Annotated in this window: 16 protein-coding genes; 1 reads left to right on the top strand and 15 read right to left on the bottom strand. The window is 69.0% G+C overall.

Annotated elements, in window-relative coordinates:
• The first annotated feature begins 108 nt into the window (after nt 1-108).
• The gene (locus KVS69_RS03445; protein ID WP_217536958.1) at nt 109-1,425 is read left to right on the top strand and encodes an NCS2 family permease; all 1,317 of its coding nucleotides are present in this window, start codon (nt 109-111) and stop codon (nt 1,423-1,425) included.
• Between the two features lie 188 nt (nt 1,426-1,613).
• Here the strand turns inward: KVS69_RS03445 and pncB are convergent, their stop codons facing one another.
• The 15 genes from pncB to KVS69_RS03370 form a co-directional block, all read right to left on the bottom strand.
• Nucleotides 1,614-2,789, bottom strand: a complete 1,176-nt coding sequence (gene pncB, locus KVS69_RS03440) for a nicotinate phosphoribosyltransferase (RefSeq protein WP_217536955.1) — start codon at nt 2,787-2,789, stop codon at nt 1,614-1,616.
• A 124-nt stretch (nt 2,790-2,913) separates the two neighbouring features.
• Nucleotides 2,914-3,750 carry a glycosyltransferase family 2 protein gene (locus KVS69_RS03435; protein ID WP_217536953.1) on the bottom strand — a complete coding sequence of 279 codons (837 nt, stop codon included), beginning with the start codon at nt 3,748-3,750 and terminating at the stop codon, nt 2,914-2,916.
• The gene (locus KVS69_RS03430) at nt 3,747-4,607 is read right to left on the bottom strand and encodes a glycosyltransferase family 2 protein (RefSeq protein ID WP_217536950.1); all 861 of its coding nucleotides are present in this window, start codon (nt 4,605-4,607) and stop codon (nt 3,747-3,749) included. Before KVS69_RS03430 ends, KVS69_RS03435 begins: the two co-directional genes overlap by 4 nt.
• Before the next feature lie 43 nt (nt 4,608-4,650).
• On the bottom strand, nt 4,651-6,849 hold the full coding sequence (gspD, locus tag KVS69_RS03425; protein ID WP_217536947.1) for a type II secretion system secretin GspD: 2,199 nt from the start codon (nt 6,847-6,849) through the stop codon (nt 4,651-4,653).
• Between the two features lie 9 nt (nt 6,850-6,858).
• Nucleotides 6,859-7,677: a general secretion pathway protein GspN gene (locus tag KVS69_RS03420; protein WP_217536944.1), complete on the bottom strand. Its 819-nt coding sequence runs from the start codon at nt 7,675-7,677 to the stop codon at nt 6,859-6,861.
• The gene (gene gspM / locus KVS69_RS03415; protein WP_217536941.1) at nt 7,667-8,395 is read right to left on the bottom strand and encodes a type II secretion system protein GspM; all 729 of its coding nucleotides are present in this window, start codon (nt 8,393-8,395) and stop codon (nt 7,667-7,669) included. The genes KVS69_RS03420 and gspM overlap by 11 nt, the downstream gene beginning before the upstream one ends.
• Complete coding sequence (locus KVS69_RS03410) at nt 8,370-9,527, bottom strand: PilN domain-containing protein (protein ID WP_217536938.1); 1,158 nt, start codon at nt 9,525-9,527, stop codon at nt 8,370-8,372. Before KVS69_RS03410 ends, gspM begins: the two co-directional genes overlap by 26 nt.
• Nucleotides 9,524-10,384 (bottom strand): type II secretion system protein GspK, encoded by an 861-nt coding sequence (locus KVS69_RS03405; protein ID WP_068854541.1) that lies wholly within the window; start codon nt 10,382-10,384, stop codon nt 9,524-9,526. The genes KVS69_RS03410 and KVS69_RS03405 overlap by 4 nt, the downstream gene beginning before the upstream one ends.
• A complete protein-coding gene (locus tag KVS69_RS03400) occupies nt 10,381-11,013 on the bottom strand; it encodes a type II secretion system protein J (RefSeq protein ID WP_217536935.1) in 633 nt (210 codons plus the stop codon). The genes KVS69_RS03405 and KVS69_RS03400 overlap by 4 nt, the downstream gene beginning before the upstream one ends.
• Nucleotides 11,010-11,432, bottom strand: a complete 423-nt coding sequence (locus tag KVS69_RS03395; protein WP_217536932.1) for a prepilin-type N-terminal cleavage/methylation domain-containing protein — start codon at nt 11,430-11,432, stop codon at nt 11,010-11,012. Before KVS69_RS03395 ends, KVS69_RS03400 begins: the two co-directional genes overlap by 4 nt.
• Nucleotides 11,429-11,932, bottom strand: a complete 504-nt coding sequence (locus tag KVS69_RS03390) for a GspH/FimT family pseudopilin (protein WP_254622005.1) — start codon at nt 11,930-11,932, stop codon at nt 11,429-11,431. Before KVS69_RS03390 ends, KVS69_RS03395 begins: the two co-directional genes overlap by 4 nt.
• Nucleotides 11,933-11,944: 12 nt before the next feature.
• On the bottom strand, nt 11,945-12,379 hold the full coding sequence (gspG, locus tag KVS69_RS03385) for a type II secretion system major pseudopilin GspG (protein ID WP_068849158.1): 435 nt from the start codon (nt 12,377-12,379) through the stop codon (nt 11,945-11,947).
• Nucleotides 12,380-12,422: 43 nt separating this feature from the next.
• A complete protein-coding gene (locus KVS69_RS03380; protein ID WP_217536929.1) occupies nt 12,423-13,643 on the bottom strand; it encodes a type II secretion system F family protein in 1,221 nt (406 codons plus the stop codon).
• Between the two features lie 2 nt (nt 13,644-13,645).
• A complete protein-coding gene (gspE, locus tag KVS69_RS03375) occupies nt 13,646-15,379 on the bottom strand; it encodes a type II secretion system ATPase GspE (RefSeq protein WP_176472684.1) in 1,734 nt (577 codons plus the stop codon).
• 118 nt (nt 15,380-15,497) lie between these two features.
• Nucleotides 15,498-17,351: a S8 family peptidase gene (locus tag KVS69_RS03370; RefSeq protein WP_217536926.1), complete on the bottom strand. Its 1,854-nt coding sequence runs from the start codon at nt 17,349-17,351 to the stop codon at nt 15,498-15,500.
• Nucleotides 17,352-17,373: the final 22 nt, after the last annotated feature.

Genomic DNA, 17,373 nt, shown 5'->3' with positions numbered 1-17,373 from the left:
AACGGCATTTGATTTTCCATGGCCACCGACCGTATCCGGGAGGGCCGCATCAAACGAAGGCCTTTGACTTCGCTTGTGATCCAACCAAAAGAGACATGGACCCCCGCCATGAAGCTGCTTGAAAACCTGTTCCAGCTCAAACAGCACGGCACCACCGTGCGGACCGAACTGCTGGCCGGGCTGACCACGTTCCTGACGATGTCCTACATCGTCTTCGTCAATCCCGACATCCTGTCCACCACCGGCATGGACCCCGGCGCCGTGTTCGTCGCCACCTGCCTGGCCGCCGCGCTGGGCTCGCTGGTGATGGCGTTCGCCGCCAACTTCCCGGTGGGCATGGCGCCGGGCATGGGCTTGAATGCGTTCTTCGCCTTCACCGTGGTCGGTGCCGCCGGCCTGCCGTGGCAACAGGCCTTGGCCGCAGTTTTCATCTCGGGACTGGTGTTCCTGGCGCTGTCGCTGACGGGCGTTCGCGCCTGGCTGGTGGCCGGTATTCCCGCCTCGCTGCGCGCCTCCATCGTCGCCGGCATCGGCCTGTTCCTGGCCATCATCGCCCTGCAGAAGTCCGGCGTGATCATCGCCAACCCCGACACCCTGGTTGCGCTCGGCCCGCTTAACACCGCCCCGCCGCTGCTGGCCCTGGCCGGCTTCCTGCTGATCGCCATCCTCGAAGCACGTCGCGTGCGCGGTGCCATCCTGATCGGCATTCTTGCCGTCACCGGCGCCGCCTGGCTGCTGGGCGCCGTGCAGTACCAGGGTGTCATCTCGCTGCCGCCCAGCCTGGCGCCCACCTTCCTGCAGCTCGACCTGCCCGGCCTGCTGCACCACGACGGCGGCGCGCCCATCGCCGTGCTGCTGCAGGTGGTGCTGGTGTTCGTGCTGGTTGAAGTGTTTGATGCCACCGGCACCCTGTATGGCGTGGTCGGCCGTGCCGGCCTGCTCAAGCTGCCGGGCGCGCAGAAGCGCTTTGGGCGTGCGCTGCTGGCCGACAGCACCGCCATCGTGGCCGGCTCGCTGCTGGGTACCAGCAGCACCACCGCCTTTGCCGAAAGCGCCTCCGGCGTGCAGGCCGGTGGCCGTACCGGCCTCACCGCGCTGGTGGTGGCCGCGTTGTTCCTGGCCGCGCTGCTGTTCTCGCCGCTGGCCGGCATGGTGCCCGGCTACGCCACCGCACCGGCGCTGGTGTTCGTGGCCGGGCTGATGCTGCGCGAACTGGTGGATGTGGACTGGAACGACCTCACCGAGTCCGTGCCTGCCGCGCTGTGCGCGCTGGCGATGCCGTTTACCTATTCGATCGCCAACGGGTTGGCGTTCGGCTTCATCGCCTATGCCGTGTTGAAGGCCGGTACCGGGCGCTGGCGCGACGTGCATCCGGCGGTGTGGCTGGTGGCTGGGTTGTTCGTTCTGCGCTACGCGCTGGAATGATACAGAGCGTCACGACCAACGGTCGTGACCTACCGGTGGTGGGACGAGAGCGTCACGACCAACGGTCGTGACCTACCGGTGGTGGGACGAGAGCGTCACGACCAATGGTCGTGACCTACCGGTGGTTGGACGGGGAGGTTACGGCCGGTGTCTGGTCGGTAGGTCACGACCGTTGGTCGTGACCCGCCTCATGCCGGCGGCAACTCGAATACCTGGCGAAGGTAGGCCAGGTAGCCCGGGTCGTCGCACATGCTCTTGCCCGGCGAATCGCTGAGCTTGGCCACCGGCTGGCCGTTGCAGCGGACCATCTTGATCACGATGTTGAGGGGGGTCGGGCCCAGGTCGTTGGTGAGGTGGGTGCCCACCCCGAACGCAACCTGGCAGCGGCCACGGAAGTAATCGAACAGGCGCATCACCTTTTCGATGTTGAGCCCGTCACTGAACACCAGCACCTTGCTGCGCGGGTCCACGCGGCGCTCCTTGAAGTGCGCCAGCATCCGGTCGCCCCAGCTGAAGGGGTCGCCCGAATCGTGCCGCACGCCATCGAACAGCTTGCAGAAGTACATGTCGAAGTCGCGCAGGAACGCGTCCAGCCCGACCACGTCCGACAGCGCGATGCCCAGGTCGCCGCGATATTCGCGCGCCCACGATTCCAGTGCCGCCACCTGCGAATCGCGCAGGCGCGGGCCCAGCGCCTGGAACGCCTGCAGGTACTCATGGGCCATCGTGCCGTGCGGGGTCATGCCGTACAGCCGCGCGAAATGCACGTTGCTGGTGCCCACGAACTGGTCGCCCAGCGCATCGCGCATCATCGGCAGCATGCGTGCGTGCCAATCGCGCGAATAGCGGCGGCGGCTGCCGTAGTCGGCAATGCGGCACAGCTCGAAGCCCGGTGTATCGCGCAGCAGCGCGGTCTTGGCCTGCAGGCGACGCTCGCCTTCGGCGAAGTCCGGCGTGCTGGTGTTGCGGAACCAGACCTCGTTGATGATCGCCAGCAGCGGCACTTCGAACAGGATCGTGTGCAGCCACGGCCCGGTGATGTCCAGCTCGATCTCGCCCGGCACGGCCTGCGACGGGCGCAGGTCGATGTACTTGCGGTCCAGGTGGAACAGGCCGAGGAAGTCGGCGAAGTCCGGCTTCACGAAGCGCAGCCCGCGCATGTAGTCCAGCTCTTCGGGGCTGAAGCGCAGGCTGCACAGATGATCGATCTCGGCGTTGATCTGGTCGATGAACGCCGCCAGGTCGATGCCCGGCGTGCGGCACTTGAACCGGTACTGGACCTGCGCGCCGGGGTGCTGGTGCAGCACCGCCTGCATCATGGTGAATTTGTACAGGTCGGTGTCGAGCAGGGACTGGATGATCATGCCCGGATTATGCGCCTGCGAGCATGTACCGACCAACGGTCGGTACCTGCCGGCGCCATCCGCCATCGGCGCGTCCCCCTGTCCGGCCACCCCGGTAGGTGCCCACCGTGGGTGGGCACGCGCTTCAGCGACCGCGCAGCAACCGTGGCACCTGCGCCGCGGCGTGCGCCCAGATCGCGCCCCAGACGGCGGCCTGCACCAGCAGGTTGCGCCGCGGCGCCTCGAACCGGCGGAAGTAACGCCACAGACCGCGATGCTTGTGCCATTCCACGAAGAACGGCCGCGAACGGCTCGACGCGCCGCGCACATGCACCACCTGCAGGTCATTGGCGATGGCTACCACCGCCCCGGCTTCGCGGGCGCGGCGGCACAGGTCCAGATCTTCGGCATGCAGGCGGTAGCCGGCATCCCAGCCGCCGATGCGGTCGAACAGCGCGCGCGGCATCAACAGCAGCGCTCCGGACAGCGCCGGCACCGTCTGCAGCACCTGCGTCGGGTCAGCCGGGATGGCCAGCTTCGCGCCCTGCCCCGGGTGGCGCAGCATGGCGCCGAAATCGGGATCGCGGCGGCGCACCGCCGCATCGGGCTGGCCCTGCTCGTTCACCTGCTCCACGCCCAGCACGCAATCGCCCAAGGCCTCTCCGCGCGCGCGCAGCTGCGCCAGCGTACCGGCCTGGACCATCAGGTCCGGGTTGATGAAGGCCAACCACGGCGCCCGGCTGTCGGCCACGCCCTGGTTGTTGGCGGCGGCGAAGCCCGGGTTGTCGGGGTTGGCGATGAAGTGCAGGCGCGGGTCGGCAGTTGCATGGCGCTGCACGATGTCCAGCGTGCCATCGTCGGAATTGTTGTCGACCACGCGGATCTCGGCGACCTCGTCGGCCGCGCGCAACCGCGTCAGGCATTGGTCCAGCGTGCTGGCACTCTGGTAGCTGACGATGATGACGGCAATGCAGGGATTCAAGCAGGCGGCTCCGGAGCGGTTGCGGCGGGCGATCCGAACAGATCGCCCTGCGACCGGGGCATTATCGCCTGCTGGTGCAGGCGCTGCAGGTCCTGCCTGACCTGCAGCAGCGGATCGCCCATCAAGAAACCGGCCAGCCGCGGCTGCCAGGTCGGCCAGCGCGTGCCCAGTGCTTCCAGGTCACCGTCGTGCGCCTGTGCTTCACCGTCGCGCGCGACATAGGCATTGGCACACAGCGCGTTGCGCCAGCCCAGGCCGGCCATGCGCAGGCTCAGGTCGATCAACGCCGCGTTCCAGGAACCATAGCTGTGCATGTCCAGGCCGCCGGCCTTGCGCCGCGCGTTGGCCCGCAGCAGGACCGCGTGGGTCACCGCCGAGGGCAGTTCGGGGTCGAGGGTCGGCAGTGCGGCGCAGGCCTGCGCCATCGCCTCCAGATCGTCCGGAACCGGGTTGATCTCGCCCAGCCGGGGCCAGGCCGCGGTTTCGCCGGCATTGCACCAGGGCGTGGCCGAACCGATCGAGGCATCGCGCGCGAAGCAGGCATCCAGCTGCTGCAGCCAGCCCGGCGCCGGTACCGCATCGGGCGCCAGCACCACCACCTCACTGCCTTCGCAGGCGCGCAGCATTTCATCCAGGTGCGCCACTTCGCCGATCGCACGCGCGCGTCGGGTGTACTCGGCGCGCAGCGGGGTGCTTTCCAGCCAGTGCGCAATCACCGCCTGCGCACGCGGCCCGGCCTGGCCATCGTCGGCCAGCCATACCGGCGTCTGCGCCGGCGTGCCGGCATCCAGCGCCGCCAGGCAGCGGTCCAGCGCGCTGTCATCGACCCCGATCGGCAGCAACACGATCGTTCCCATCCGTCCCCCTGTGTGCGGCGTCGTGACCGCAGCGTAGCAGGACTCAGCGCTTGGGGCGGGACGGGAATGGTTCCATGGCGCGGAAGCGGTTGCTGTATTCGTCGGTGAGGTTCCGCGACTCCTGCGCGTTGCGCACGATGGTCGGGGTGAGCAGCACGATTACTTCGGAGCGGTCGGTGTTCTGGGTCTTCCTGCCGAACAGCGCGCCGAGCACCGGGATCCGGCTCAGGCCCGGTACGCCGTTGGCGCCGTTCTCGTCCGAATTGGTGATCAGGCCGGCCAGCATGATGGTGTCCCCGCTCTGCACCGCCGCCTCGGTTGAAATCTTGCGGGTGTTGATCGGCGGGTTGCAGGTGGTGCGGGTGGCGTCGCAGCCGGACGGGATGGCGCCGGCCGAGCTCACTTCCTGCACGATGTCCAGGAACACCACGCCGTCGCGGGTGATACGCGGCCGCACCTTCAGGATCACGCCGGTGTCCAGGTACTGCACCTGGCTGTAGGTGTTGTCGCCGCCCACGCCGGTGTTGACCGACACCGAGTTGATCGGGATCTGGGTGCCGACGTTGAGCGTGGCTTCGGCGTTGTTGCGCACGAAGATGGACGGGGTCTGCAGCAGGCGCAGGTTGCTCACCTTGTCCAGTGCGGTCACCACCGCGGCGGCGTTCTTGCCCAGGAAGGTCCAGCCCAGGCCGCCTTCGCCTACCCGCCCGGAAATGCTGCCCCAGATCGAGCGGCCCAGTGCGCTGGGCAGGTCGATGCCGCTTTCGGTCTTGCCGGTCGCCACCGCCTGTTCGAAGAACCAGTTCACGCCGTAGGCGAGGTCGCCGGTGAGCGAGACCTCGGCGACCTGCGCTTCGATGTGCACCTGCATCGGCATCACATCGAGCTTTTCAATCACTTCACGGATCGAACGCCACGCCTGCGGGGTGGACCGCACCAGCAGCGTGTTGGTTTCCTCCACCGCCGACACGCCGACCGAATCGCCCTGGATTTCCAGGTTGAAACTGGCGTTGCCCGGCTGCCGCTGCGGCAGGTTCATGGTGCCGTCGCCCATCCCGCCGGTGCGGGTGGTGCCGGTATTGCCGGTGCTGTTGAGGCTGTTGCCATTGGTGCCGTCGCGGCTGCCCAGCTCCTGCACGTTGGCGCCGGGCGCAAGTGAGCTGCTGCCGCCACGGCCCCCGCGGCTGTTCTCACTGGCGAAGGCTTCCGCCAGGCGCTCGGCCAGGTCCTTGGCTTTGACGTAGCGCAGTTCGTAGGAGAACAGCCGGGCGCTGCCGCCGGCGGTATCGATGCGTTCCAGCCACTGCTGGATCTGGTCCAGGTAACGCGCCTGCGGGGTGATCACCAGTACGGCGTTGGCGTTCTCCAGCGGCAGGAAGCGGAACATGCCGGCGCTGGGGGTCTTGCTCTCCTCGCCGAACACTTTCTCCAGGTCCGCCGCGACCTGCTCGGCCTTTCCGGTCTGGATCGGGAACACGCCCACGGACATGCCCGACAGCCAGTCCACATCGAATATCTCGACGGTGCGCAGGTAGTTTTCCAGTTCGCTGCGGGTACCGCCGAGGGTGATCACGTTGCGGCCGCTGTCGACGTTGACGATCGCGTTCGGCCGCGCGTACGGCTCGAGCACTTTCTTCATTTCGGTGGCGGAGATGTACTGCAGCGGGATGACGCGCACTTCGAAACCGCGCGCGTTGGCCGCCGGCGCGGTACTCGGTGCGACGGTGCCGGCCAGTGCCTGGTCGGCGGCCACGATGTTGTAACGGCCGCCGCTGTAGACCATGCGCGCGTTGTTCCAGCCCAGCACCATCTCCAGCAGGTTCAGCGCCTGCGCCGAGGACACCGGCTTGGGCGTGGCCAGGGTTACCGTGCCCTGCACGCCGGGCGCGATCACGTAGTTCTGGCCGAGCATGTCGCCCAGGATCGCCTTGACCACCGCGTGCACCGATTCACCTTCGAAGTTGAAGGTGGCGGTGCCGGTGCTGGCCTGCGACAACGCCGGCGACGGCGCGGCGGCGGCACTGCGGTTGATCATGGTGCCGCTGCCGCGGCGGATCACAGGCTGCGGTGCGCCGGCGGCGTTCAGCGGCTGCGCGTCCACGCCATCGTGCGAACCGTCACCGGCCACCACTTGGTGCTTGCCATCAAGGACCGCGTCGCGGCGCACTTCGGGACCGGGCACGGAGGCGCAGCCTGCAAGCAGGGCCACGGCGAACGACAGGGAGAAAAGACGCAATGTCATGCTTTCACTCTATTTGGTTTGGCCGGAGCCGCCCGCGGGCGGCTGCTGCGACTGTTGCTGCTGCAATTGCTGGCGACGCGCCTGGATGCGGGCGCGGATGGCTTGCATCTGTTCTTCGCTCGGGCCCTGCGTGGCCGGCTTCTGCGCTGCGGCAGCGGCCGCATTCGCCGCTGCATTGGCGGCGGCTTCCGCCGCTGCCTGCGCCGCTGGCGGCGGTGCGCCGGTGAAGTTCGTTGTCGGTCCGCGGCCCGCGTTCTGCGCGGGCGCGGGAACCGGCGGGCGCGCGCCATTGGGCTGGCCTGCGCCGGCGGCGGTGCCCAGCACGGTCGGCGGTTCGCCGCCCTGCCCGCTGAAGGTCACCAGTTCCAGGGTCTGGGTGCCGCCGGGTCCGCTGACGGTGGCACTGCGCGGCTCCAGCGCGAGCAGCTGCCAGCCGTTGACCGCATCGCCGTTGAGGCGCAGGCGCAGCGACTGCTTCTGGTCGGTGGTGAGGATGGCCATGCCGAATTCGGAGGTGAGCAGCACGCCGGTCAGGGTGACCGCGCTGGCGCTGCTGCCTGGCTCGCTGCCGCCCAGCAGGTACGGACGCGGCTTGCGGTCTTCGGCGAACAGCGGCCGCGCGCCAATGCTGGCATACGCCTCGGCCGAGGCGATCCGATCCGGCGCGGCCGCGGCCAGGGTCGGCAGCGGCGGTGGGGCACGGTCGCCGGCACCGGCCGGGGCGATGCGTCCACCCACGCCGAACAGCGTGGCGATCCAGATCGCGGCGGCCCAGGCGGCCACGCCGCCCAGCCACCAGCTGCGCAGGGGGGCCAGTTCAATCTTCATGGGTGCCCTCCTCGACCGGTTCGGCCGTGCCGGGGTCGGTCGGGGCGGCCATCGCCGAGCCGACCGGTTCCAGCCCTGCCGGCGCGGGTTCGGGTACAGGCTCGACCGGCGCGGCGGCCGCATCACTGCCTGCACCGGGGCGGAGGTAGCCAACCAGTTCGAAGGACACGTCCAGTCCGGTGCCGGTCTCGTTGGGCGAGGCCTGGAAGCGCTGCGCCAGCAGGTTGAGGTTGTTCACGAACAGGCGCGGGCTGCCGGTTTCCAGGGTGTGCAGCACCGCCGCCATTTCCGGCACGCCACAGCGCAGGCGGACCTGCAGGGCCACGCGCGGGAACTGCGCATCGCGCGCGGTGTCGGTCAGCGGTGAGCGGTTGCTGATGGTGCAGCTGCGGTTGCCAGGACTGGCCGACGCGACCGCATCCTGCAACCGGCTCGACAAGGCGGCGGCGGCCGATTCAGCAGTGGGTTCGCGCAGGAAGCCGGGACGCCCTTCCAGCGCCGCCTGCACCTGCTGCAGGCGCTCTTGCACGGCGGTGCGCTGCTGCAGCTGGGACTGCACGCGCTGCTCGCGTTCCTGCAGCTCGGCAATGCCCTGGTTGATGTCCAGCAGCGGCCGGGTGAACCACGGATGCACCAGCAGCAGGTACGCCAGCGCGATCACCACCAGCAGCAACGCCAGTGCCAGCCAGCGGTCACGGCGTGTTGGCGGCATTGCCATCGGCAACCTCCGGGGCGGGCGTGGCGGCGGCCGGGGCACCGGGCAGCGGCTGCAGCTCGGCGGTGAGGGTGAAGCGGTCACGGCCGGCGGCGCCGCCATCGGCCTGCAGCACGCCGGTCAGGTTGACCTTGCGCCACAGCGGTGAATCCTGCAGCAGGGAGACCAGCTGCGAGGCCTCGCGGCTCAGTCCGATCAGCTGCAGCGTGTTGCCTTCAACAGAAAGTTTTTCCAGGTAGGTGCCATCGGGCAGCAGCCGGGTCAGTTCGTTCCACAGCTCCACGGTGCTGGCATGTTCGGCGCGCTTGCCTTCCAGGAACGCGGCGCCATCGACCAGCTCCTGCAGCTGCTGGCGCTGCGCGGCGACGCGGCGCGCGTCGTGTGCGGCGGCATCGACCTGCTCGCGCAGGCGATCGGCGGCGGCCTGGCGGTTGTCCAGCAGCTGGGTGCCGGCCAGGGCCAGCAGCACCACGGTGGCCACGGCTAGCAGCAGGTTCCAGCGCCGCATCGGGTCGTGGGTGACCCGGCGCTGGGTCGGCGGCAGCAGGTTCACGCCCAGCGGCTGCCCCGTGCCATCGTCGGCATCCACGCCGGCCAGCTGCTGCGCCCAGCTGCCGGCCTGCTGCGACCACTGCTCCAGCGCCTGGCGCGGAATGACCACCAGTTCCACCTGCAGCTGGCCGTCGGGCAATGTGTCCAGTTCGCGGACGTCGTAGTGGACCTGGCTGGCCTCGAACGGGGTCTGCCGGTCGATCTCGAAGCCGACCACGTCGCGCAGGCGCGGTGCAGCGGCGGCCGGCAGGCGCAGCGGGCGGCGCAGCACCGCGGCGGCCGGCAGCACCCAGTGCCGTGGCAGCGCGCGCAGGCGCGCATCCAGCACCCGCTCCAGGTCGGCCGGCGTGGTGGGCCACGGCAGTTCGGCCACGGCCTGCAGCTGGGTCGCGGTATCGCGGCGCAGCACCAGCTGTTCGGCATGCCGCGACAGCAGCAGGCGCGAACGCGACCAGCCCATGGCCCATTGCCAGCGCAGCGGCAGCCAGGCCAGCAGCGAACGCCGCCACCAGCGCAGGCCATTGCCCACGCCGGGCGCGAACCGTCCCCGTGCCTGCACCAGACTGTCCCGCCATGCCGTCATCGTGCTGCCATTCCCTGTTCCCAGCGAAGTACTGTGTAAGCCGTTCCCGGCGTGCCTGCCGCGCCCATGCGCACTACCGCACGCAACACCGAAACCCGTCCGCGCTCATCCAGCGCGCGGCTCTCGATACTATAGGTGCCGCTGCCACTGGCAAGCGCGCCGGTCACGTTTTCGTCGCCGGCCGCTTCGGCCCGCTCGCGTTCGGCCAGCAGGCGTTCGGCATCCAGCCCGAGCGCGTTCAACACCGGCCCGGCCGCGAACCGGGGATCCGGACGCGACTGCCGACTGTACAGGGTCAGCATCGGTTCCATCCGTTCATACAGGTCGGCGTCCATGCCCAGCACCCGCTGCAGCTCGCCGAGCGTCTCGAAGCGCCCGTTGCGCGCGCCATACGGAAGGCCGGCGGCCTGGTAGTCGGCGGTCTCGGCACCGCCGCCGGGCTGTTTGAGGCTGTCGGGATCGCGCCAATCGGCGATCGCACCCGCCAGCTGCTGGGCGCGCCCGGGTTCCACCTCCAGCGCGCGCAGGAAGGCGGTCAACAAGGCGGTATCGGCCAGGTTGAGGTTGATCTTGCCGTTCTCGTCGATGATCCGCAGGTCGATCTGGCGGCCATCGAAAGTCCAGCGATAGCGGCGGCCGTCGGCCTGCCACGGCGGTTGCAGCGCCGAGGGGCGCAACCGGAACAGCGCGTACTCCAGGCCGGCGCGCGCGTGCTCCTGGCCGATCGCATCGTCACCGATCACCCGCTGCTGCAGGTGCTCGATGCGCGCGCTGAGCGCAAATGCGCCGACCACGGCGGTGAGCAGCGCGATCAGCCACAGCACCAGCACCAGCGCGGCACCGCGCGCGCGCCTCACGAGCGGGGCCCGCGCGACTGCGACAACGCGGCCACCATCGGCGGCCATGCCGGGCCCTGCTGCGGCACGATGCGGATCTCCACCAGCAGCGGCAGCCGCCGGGTGTCCTCCCAGCGCGTCTGCCAGTCGCCCAGCTGGCCGCTGCGCGGATCGATGCCGCGGTAGCGGAACGCGACCTCGCGCAGCGCGTCGGCCAGCAGTTCCGGCGCGCGAGGCGGGGTTTCGTCGATGCGCTCGCCGTTCTGCACCAGGGTCAGCGCAACGTCCAGCCGCAGTGCATCGCCGTTGCGATTGACCTGCAGCTCATGCACGTAGGGCCCGCCCCGGCCGAGATAACCCGGCAGCTCGGACACGAACAGCATGCGCTGCGGTTCGCCCTGGAAATACAGCGGTTCGCGGGTGGGATCGGGCGGCTCGGCGGCGGTCGGCAGCGCCATGCTGAGGCGGCGGCGCAGGAAACCTTCCACTGCGCGCATGCGCTCGTTCTGCGCAGCCACGCGCTCGCCCCGCTGGGCGATGTTCATCGCCGAGCGCATGGTGGCGAAGGCCAGCGCCAGCCCGCCGACCAGCAGCACGGTGGCCAGCAGCACTTCGATCAGGGTGAAGCCGCGTGCGCCGCGCCGGCTCATCGCGGCGCCTCGGGCGTGTTGGGCAACAACCGCAGCGAACGCCACTGCAGGCGTTCGCCGTTGCCTTCGCCCCAGCGCACCTGCAGGGTCAGCTGGGCCAGGGTCGGCCCGCTGACGGTAGTGGCAGCGGCCTGGGGCAGCGCACTGGCGCGCGCATCCACGTACGGCTCCACCTGCAGCTCCCAGCGGTAGCGGCCCTCTTCCCAGTCGCCCTGCGAACGGCCTTCCTGCAGCGGTTGTTCGATGCCGGTCGCGGCCAGCAGCGACTGCGCGTGCAGCATCGCGCGGGTGCGCAGGTCGGCGTTGTGCACCTGGCGTGCGGCCCCGGAAAGACTGCCCAGCAGCAGCGTCAACGCCAGCGCCAGCAGCGCGAAGGCGACGATCACTTCCAGCAGCGAATAACCACGCTGGTGCTTCATGGCGCGCCCCGCACCGGACCCGAGCGCACTTCGCCGGTGATCCAGCTCACGTCGATGCGCCACAGCGCATCGCGCATACCCAGTTCAATGGTGCCGCCACTGGAGCCGCCGTCGGGATGGAAGGCGATGCCGCCCTTGCCGTTGGCCACGCCGGCAACCTGGCCGGCACCCCGGAAATGGACCTCGAGCGCAGCGGGCAGGCTGCCGTGGCGGCCGTTGGCGGCTTCCCAGGTGCGCGCCTGCGGATCGATCAGGAAGCGCTGGCGTTCCCCGGTGGCAATGGCCTGGGTGCGTGTGTAGCGCAGCTGGCTGGCCACTTCCTTGCCGGCATTGCGCAGCCGCACGCCGTCGATGCCGCCGTTCATGGCGGTGGCGGTGAGCACCCCGATGATCGCGATCAGGGCCACCACCAGCAGCATTTCCAGCAGTGAAACGCCGCGCACGGCACGCCGTCGCGACAGCGCGCGCGGGCGTCGGGTCCGGCGTGGCGGGGCAGGCATGCGCAAGCGCGCTTACTCGTACTTGATGTCCGCGTCGTAGCTGGTGCCACCGACCTTGCCATCCTTGCCCAGGCTGATCAGGTCGAACGGCTGGCCTTCGCCCGGTGCGCGATATTCCAGTGCGTTGCCCCACGGATCGTTCAGCTCACTGGCCTTGGCATACGGGCCCAGCCAGCCGTTGCTGCCGCCCGGCTGGGTGACCAGGTCGTCCAGCTTGGCTGGCAGCTTGCCGGTATCGAGCTGGTAGTTCTCGATCTTGCCGGCCATGGTCTGCACCTGCGATTTGGCGATGTTGGCCTTGCCACGATCGGCACCACCGAGCACGCGGCTGCCGACCAGGGTGAGCACCGCGCCGATCAGCACGATGACGATGATGATTTCCAGCAGGCTCATGCCCGACTGGTTGCGTGGTGAGGAAAAGCGGACCAGCTTGCGACGGTGGATCATGGAAGCTCCTTGCAGCATGTCGGAACGAAATGCGCCACGGCCGTCAGCCGATGGCATTGGTGAGGTCGTACAGCGGCACCAGCACGGCCACGATCACCAGACCGACCACCGAGGCCAGCACCAGGGTGATCACCGGCACCAGCGCCGACAGCAGCCGATCGATGGCGCGTGCGGTTTCCTGTTCAAAGGTATCGGCGGTCTTGAGCAGCATGACATCCAGCGCGCCGGATTCCTCGCCGACCTGGATCATCTGCAGCGCAAGCCGGGGAAATCGCTTGCCCTTGGCCAGCGAGGCGGACAGGCCGTTGCCGTTCTTGACCTCGTCGCTGGCCGCGTCAACGTCGGCGGCCAGCGCGCGGTTGCCCAGTACGTTGCGTGCGATGCCCAGGCCAGCCAGCAGCGGCACGCCGTTGCGCAGCAGCGTGCCCAGCGTGCGCGCCAGCCGTGCGGTTTCCAGCTTGGCTACCAGCCCGCCGATGCCCTTGCGCTTCAGCAGCCAGCCATCCAGCGCCAGGCGTGCCGCCGGCTGCCGCAGCTTGCGTTCGATCACCAGCAGCGCCAGCGCCGGCACCACGATCATCGCCAGCCAGCCCTCGCGCACCACCAGGCCAGCAGTGAGCACCCACTGGGTGAACCACGGCAGCGCCACATCCAGGCTTTCGTACATCTGCGCGAACTGTGGCACCACGTAGCCCAACAGGAACAGCAGCGCCCCGCCGACCACCGCCAGCAGGATCGCCGGGTAGATCAGCGCATTGATCACCCTGCCCTTCAGCTCCTGGCTGCGCTCCAGGTAATCGGACAGCCGCTGCAGGGTGTCGTGCAGGCTGCCACCGGCTTCACCGGCGCGCACCATGTTGATGTACAGCCGCGAAAACAACCCGTGCTGGCGTTCGAGCGCGGTGGACAGCGCGGCACCGCCGCGCACCACGTCGCGGATGTCGGTGATCACCCGCCGGCTGCGTTCGTCTTCGGGCAGTTCCAGCAGGATGGTCAGCGCGCGGTCCAGTGGCTGGCCGGCACCGAGCAGGGTGGCCAGCTGCTGGGTGAACTGCACCAGCGCGCCGCCGTCGAAGGGCTTGCGCCGCAGCAGCGCCGCCCACGGGGTGCCGCCCGCACCGCCCTCGCTGGCCAGCCGCGCTTCCATCGGCAGATGGCCCTGGTCCTGCAGCCTGGCGGCCACGTCGGCTTCGCTGGCAGCGTCCATCTGGCCGTCGAACAGTTCGCCGTGCGCGTTGAGGGCCTTGTAGCGGTACTGCGCCATGCTCAGCTTTCCTCGGTCACGCGCAGCACTTCTTCGAGCGTGGTGTGGCCCATCAGCGCCTTGGCCAGGCCATCCTCATACATGGTGCGCATGCCGGCGGCGCGGGCGATCTGTTCCACTTCGCCCATGCCGGCGCGGCGCATCACCGCGCGCCGCAGCTCGTCGTTCATCACCAGGAATTCCATGATGGTGGTGCGCCCGAGGTAGCCGGTCGGCGCGATCGCCGAGGGCTGCGCGCGGTACAGGTAGATGTCTCCTTCCGGTTGCAGGCGGCGCAGCCCGAACTTGTCGATCTCCTCCGGTGAGGCCAGGTAGCGCAGCGCGTGCTGCGGTTCCAGCCGGCGCACCAGGCGCTGGGCCAGGATGCCGTTGATGGTGGAGGTGAGCAGGTAGTCTTCCACGCCCATGTCGAGCAGGCGGGTGATGCCGCCGGCGGCGTTGTTGGTATGCAGCGTGGACAGCACCAGGTGGCCGGTCAACGCGGACTGGATCGCGATGCGCGCGGTTTCCAGGTCGCGCATTTCGCCGATCATGATGATGTCCGGGTCCTGGCGAACGATGCTGCGCAGCGCGTTGGCGAAGTCCAGACCGATCTGCGGCTTGGCCTGGATCTGGTTGATGCCTTCGATCTGGTATTCGACCGGATCCTCGACGGTGATGATCTTTACATCCGCGGTGTTGAGCTGGCTCAACGCGGTATACAACGTGGTGGTCTTGCCCGAGCCGGTGGGGCCGGTGACCAGCAGGATGCCGTGTGGCTGCTCGAGCACTTTGCGGAACTGCGGCAGGAACGCATCGGTGAAGCCGAGCCGGTGGAAATCGAACACCACGGTGTCGCGATCGAGCAGGCGCATCACCACGCTTTCGCCGTGCGCGGTGGGCACGGTGCTCACGCGCAGATCCAGTTCCTTGCCCTGCACGCGCAGCATGATGCGGCCATCCTGCGGCAGGCGGCGCTCGGCGATGTTCAGCCGCGCCATGATCTTGATGCGGCTGATCACCGCAGCGGTGAGGTTGGCCGGCGGGCTTTCGCCTTCGATCAGCACGCCATCGACGCGATAGCGCACCTTCAGCCGGTTCTCGAACGGTTCGATGTGGATGTCCGACGCGCGCAGTTCCACCGCACGCTGGATCACCAGGTTGACCAGGCGGATCACCGGTGCTTCGGAAGCCAGGTCGCGCAGGTGCTCGATGTCGTCGACCACGCTGCCTTCGCCGTCGGCGGTTTCGATGATGGCGCCCATCGCGCTGCGGCCTTGGCCGAACCAGCGTTCGATGACGTCATCGATCTCCGAGCGCAGGCCCACGTGCAAGCGTACCGGCACCGCCATCGCCAGCTGCACCGCATCGGCGGTGTACGGCTCCTGCGGGTCGCTCAGCCACAGGTCGAGCACGCCGTCGTGCAGCGCCAGCGGGCAGGCGTGGAATTGTTTGAGGAAGCGCAACGACAGCGGCAGCGCATCGATCAGGGATTCGGGGGGCGCTTCGGGCACGCCCTTGCCCTCCAGCAGCGGCAGCCCCAGCACCTCGGCACAGGCCTGCGCGTGGTCGCGCTCGGACACCAAGCCCAGCCGCACCAGCAGCGGCAGCAGGCTGCCACCGGCTTCGCGCTGCAGCGGCCGCGCGCGGGCCAGGTCGGCCTCCTTCAGCCGCCCGTTGCGCAGCAACAGCGCCACGATGCGGGTTTCCGCATCCATGGCTGACTCTTCAGCAAGATCGTGGGTTACCGCATTCACGAAAGCTCTCCTGGCGACCCGCAGACTTTAGCAGCTCGCCGTGATGCCACATGCGGTGGTGGCCAATGAAAAACGGGAGCCCGTCACATGACGGGCTCCCGCAGGGTCTTCCCGGCCGTTACTGGACGGCCTGGATGCTCACGTTGCTGTAAGCCGATTCACCCACCAGCTTGATGTAGTAGGTGCCCGCCACCGGCGCGGTGAAGCGCACGGTTTCACTGTTGCCCGGACGCGCGGACTTGGCATCGAAGTCGGTCGCGGTCGGCTCGGCGCCGGAGCTGACGTACAACGACACGTTGCCGTTGCCGCCGTAGGTGAGGACGCTGAGCGTCTTGCCCGCGGTCGCTTCGAAGCTGTACAGCGTTTCACTGCCACCGGCACCGGTCAGCCCGCTGACCGCCACGCGGTTGGTGAGCGGCGTCGCATCCGGCGCGCAATCGACCGTGCACGGTTCTTCCAGGGCCTTGTCCAGTGCACCCTTGGCGTCGACGATGCCGCTGCCGATCGGGGTGGCCGCCGGGATGGTCACCGGGAAGTTGCGTGCGCTCTGCTTGAGCAGGGTCTCCAGCTGCGCCGGGGTCAGCGGGTCCTTGCCGGCCGAGGCCAGCGCGCCCTGCACCAGCGCGGCCACGGCGGCCACGTGCGGCGAGGCCATCGAGGTGCCGCCCATGCCCATGTAGCTGTAGGCACCGGAGGTCGGCGTGGTCAGGCCGTTGTAGCCGGCCTGCCAGACGTAACCGCCCGGGTTGCCGTCGACGCCACCGCCGCCGCCCGGACCGGACAGGTCCACGGCCGCGCCGAAGTTGGAATACGACGCGATGCCGCCGGTGATGCGGGTGGCACCTACGGCGATCACGTTGGCGCAGCTGGCCGGACGGTAGCCCGAGGCATTGGAGGCCTGGTTGCCGGCGGCCACCACCACGGTGGTGCCGCGCGAGACCGCGCCGTTGATCGCATCCTGGTAGGCCGGGTCGCACGCGCCGCCGCCGCCCAGGCTCATGTTGATCACTTCGGCCGGGTTCGGGTTGGCCGGCACGCCGGCTACGGTGCCACCGGACGCCCAGGTGATCGCATCGGCGATGTCGGACAGGTAGCCACCGCACTTGCCGAGCACGCGCACCGGCAGCACCTTGGCCTTGTAAGCGAGGCCGGCCATGCCGACGGTGTTGTTGGTGGCTTCGGCAACCGTGCCCGACACGTGCGTGCCGTGCCAGGAGCTGTCTTCGGCCAGCGAACCGGCGTAGCACTCGTTGTCGTTCTCTACCCAGTCGCCGTAATCCAGCGCGCCGGGCACGCGTTCATCGGTCGGGCGGCGCGAGGTCTCGGCGTCGCTGATGAAATCGTAGCCTTCCAGCAAGGTGCCGGCGGCGAAGTCCGGGTGCTGCGGCAGGATGCCGGTGTCCAGCACCGCCACCACCACGCCCTCGCCCTGGGCCACGTCCCACGCGGCCGGCGCGTTCACGCCGCCGGTGGCGCTGTGCAGGTGCCACTGATACTGCGCGTAGTACTGATCGTTCGGCACCAGCTGCGCGGTTTCCTTGGCACGCAGATCGGCGCGCTGCAGCTTGACGTCAGCCGCGGCGTACTGGACCGACGGATCGGCCTGGATTTCCTTCAGCACCTTCTGCAGGTCGGCCTGGCTGAGCTTGCCCTGCAGGCGGATCACATCGGCACCGGTGCCGAGCCGGCGCACTACCTGCGGGCTGGCTGCCGCGGCACGCGCGGTGGTGGCGCCGAGGCTGGCGCGCGAAACCGCCGAGGTCACCGTGGCCAGCTTGGCCGAGCGGTCGGAGGCCGCAGCGGTGCCGGTGCGGTACTTGACGATGATGCGTTCGGAACCCTGTTGGGCGGTGCTGGCCTGCTTCGCCGGTTCCTTGACCGGCAAACCGGCGGCATAGGCGCTGGCGCCCACGGACAGCGACAGCACGGCGGCTGCCAGCACGTTGATGCGAAGGTTCTGCTTCTTGGTCACGGTGTAATCCTCTTCAAGGTCA

It is taken from the genome of Stenotrophomonas sp. GbtcB23, from assembly GCF_019091045.1.
Taxonomy (GTDB): domain Bacteria; phylum Pseudomonadota; class Gammaproteobacteria; order Xanthomonadales; family Xanthomonadaceae; genus Stenotrophomonas; species Stenotrophomonas rhizophila_A.
Note: the sequence above shows the minus strand (reverse complement) of the source record. Positions and strands in the feature narration are given on the sequence as shown.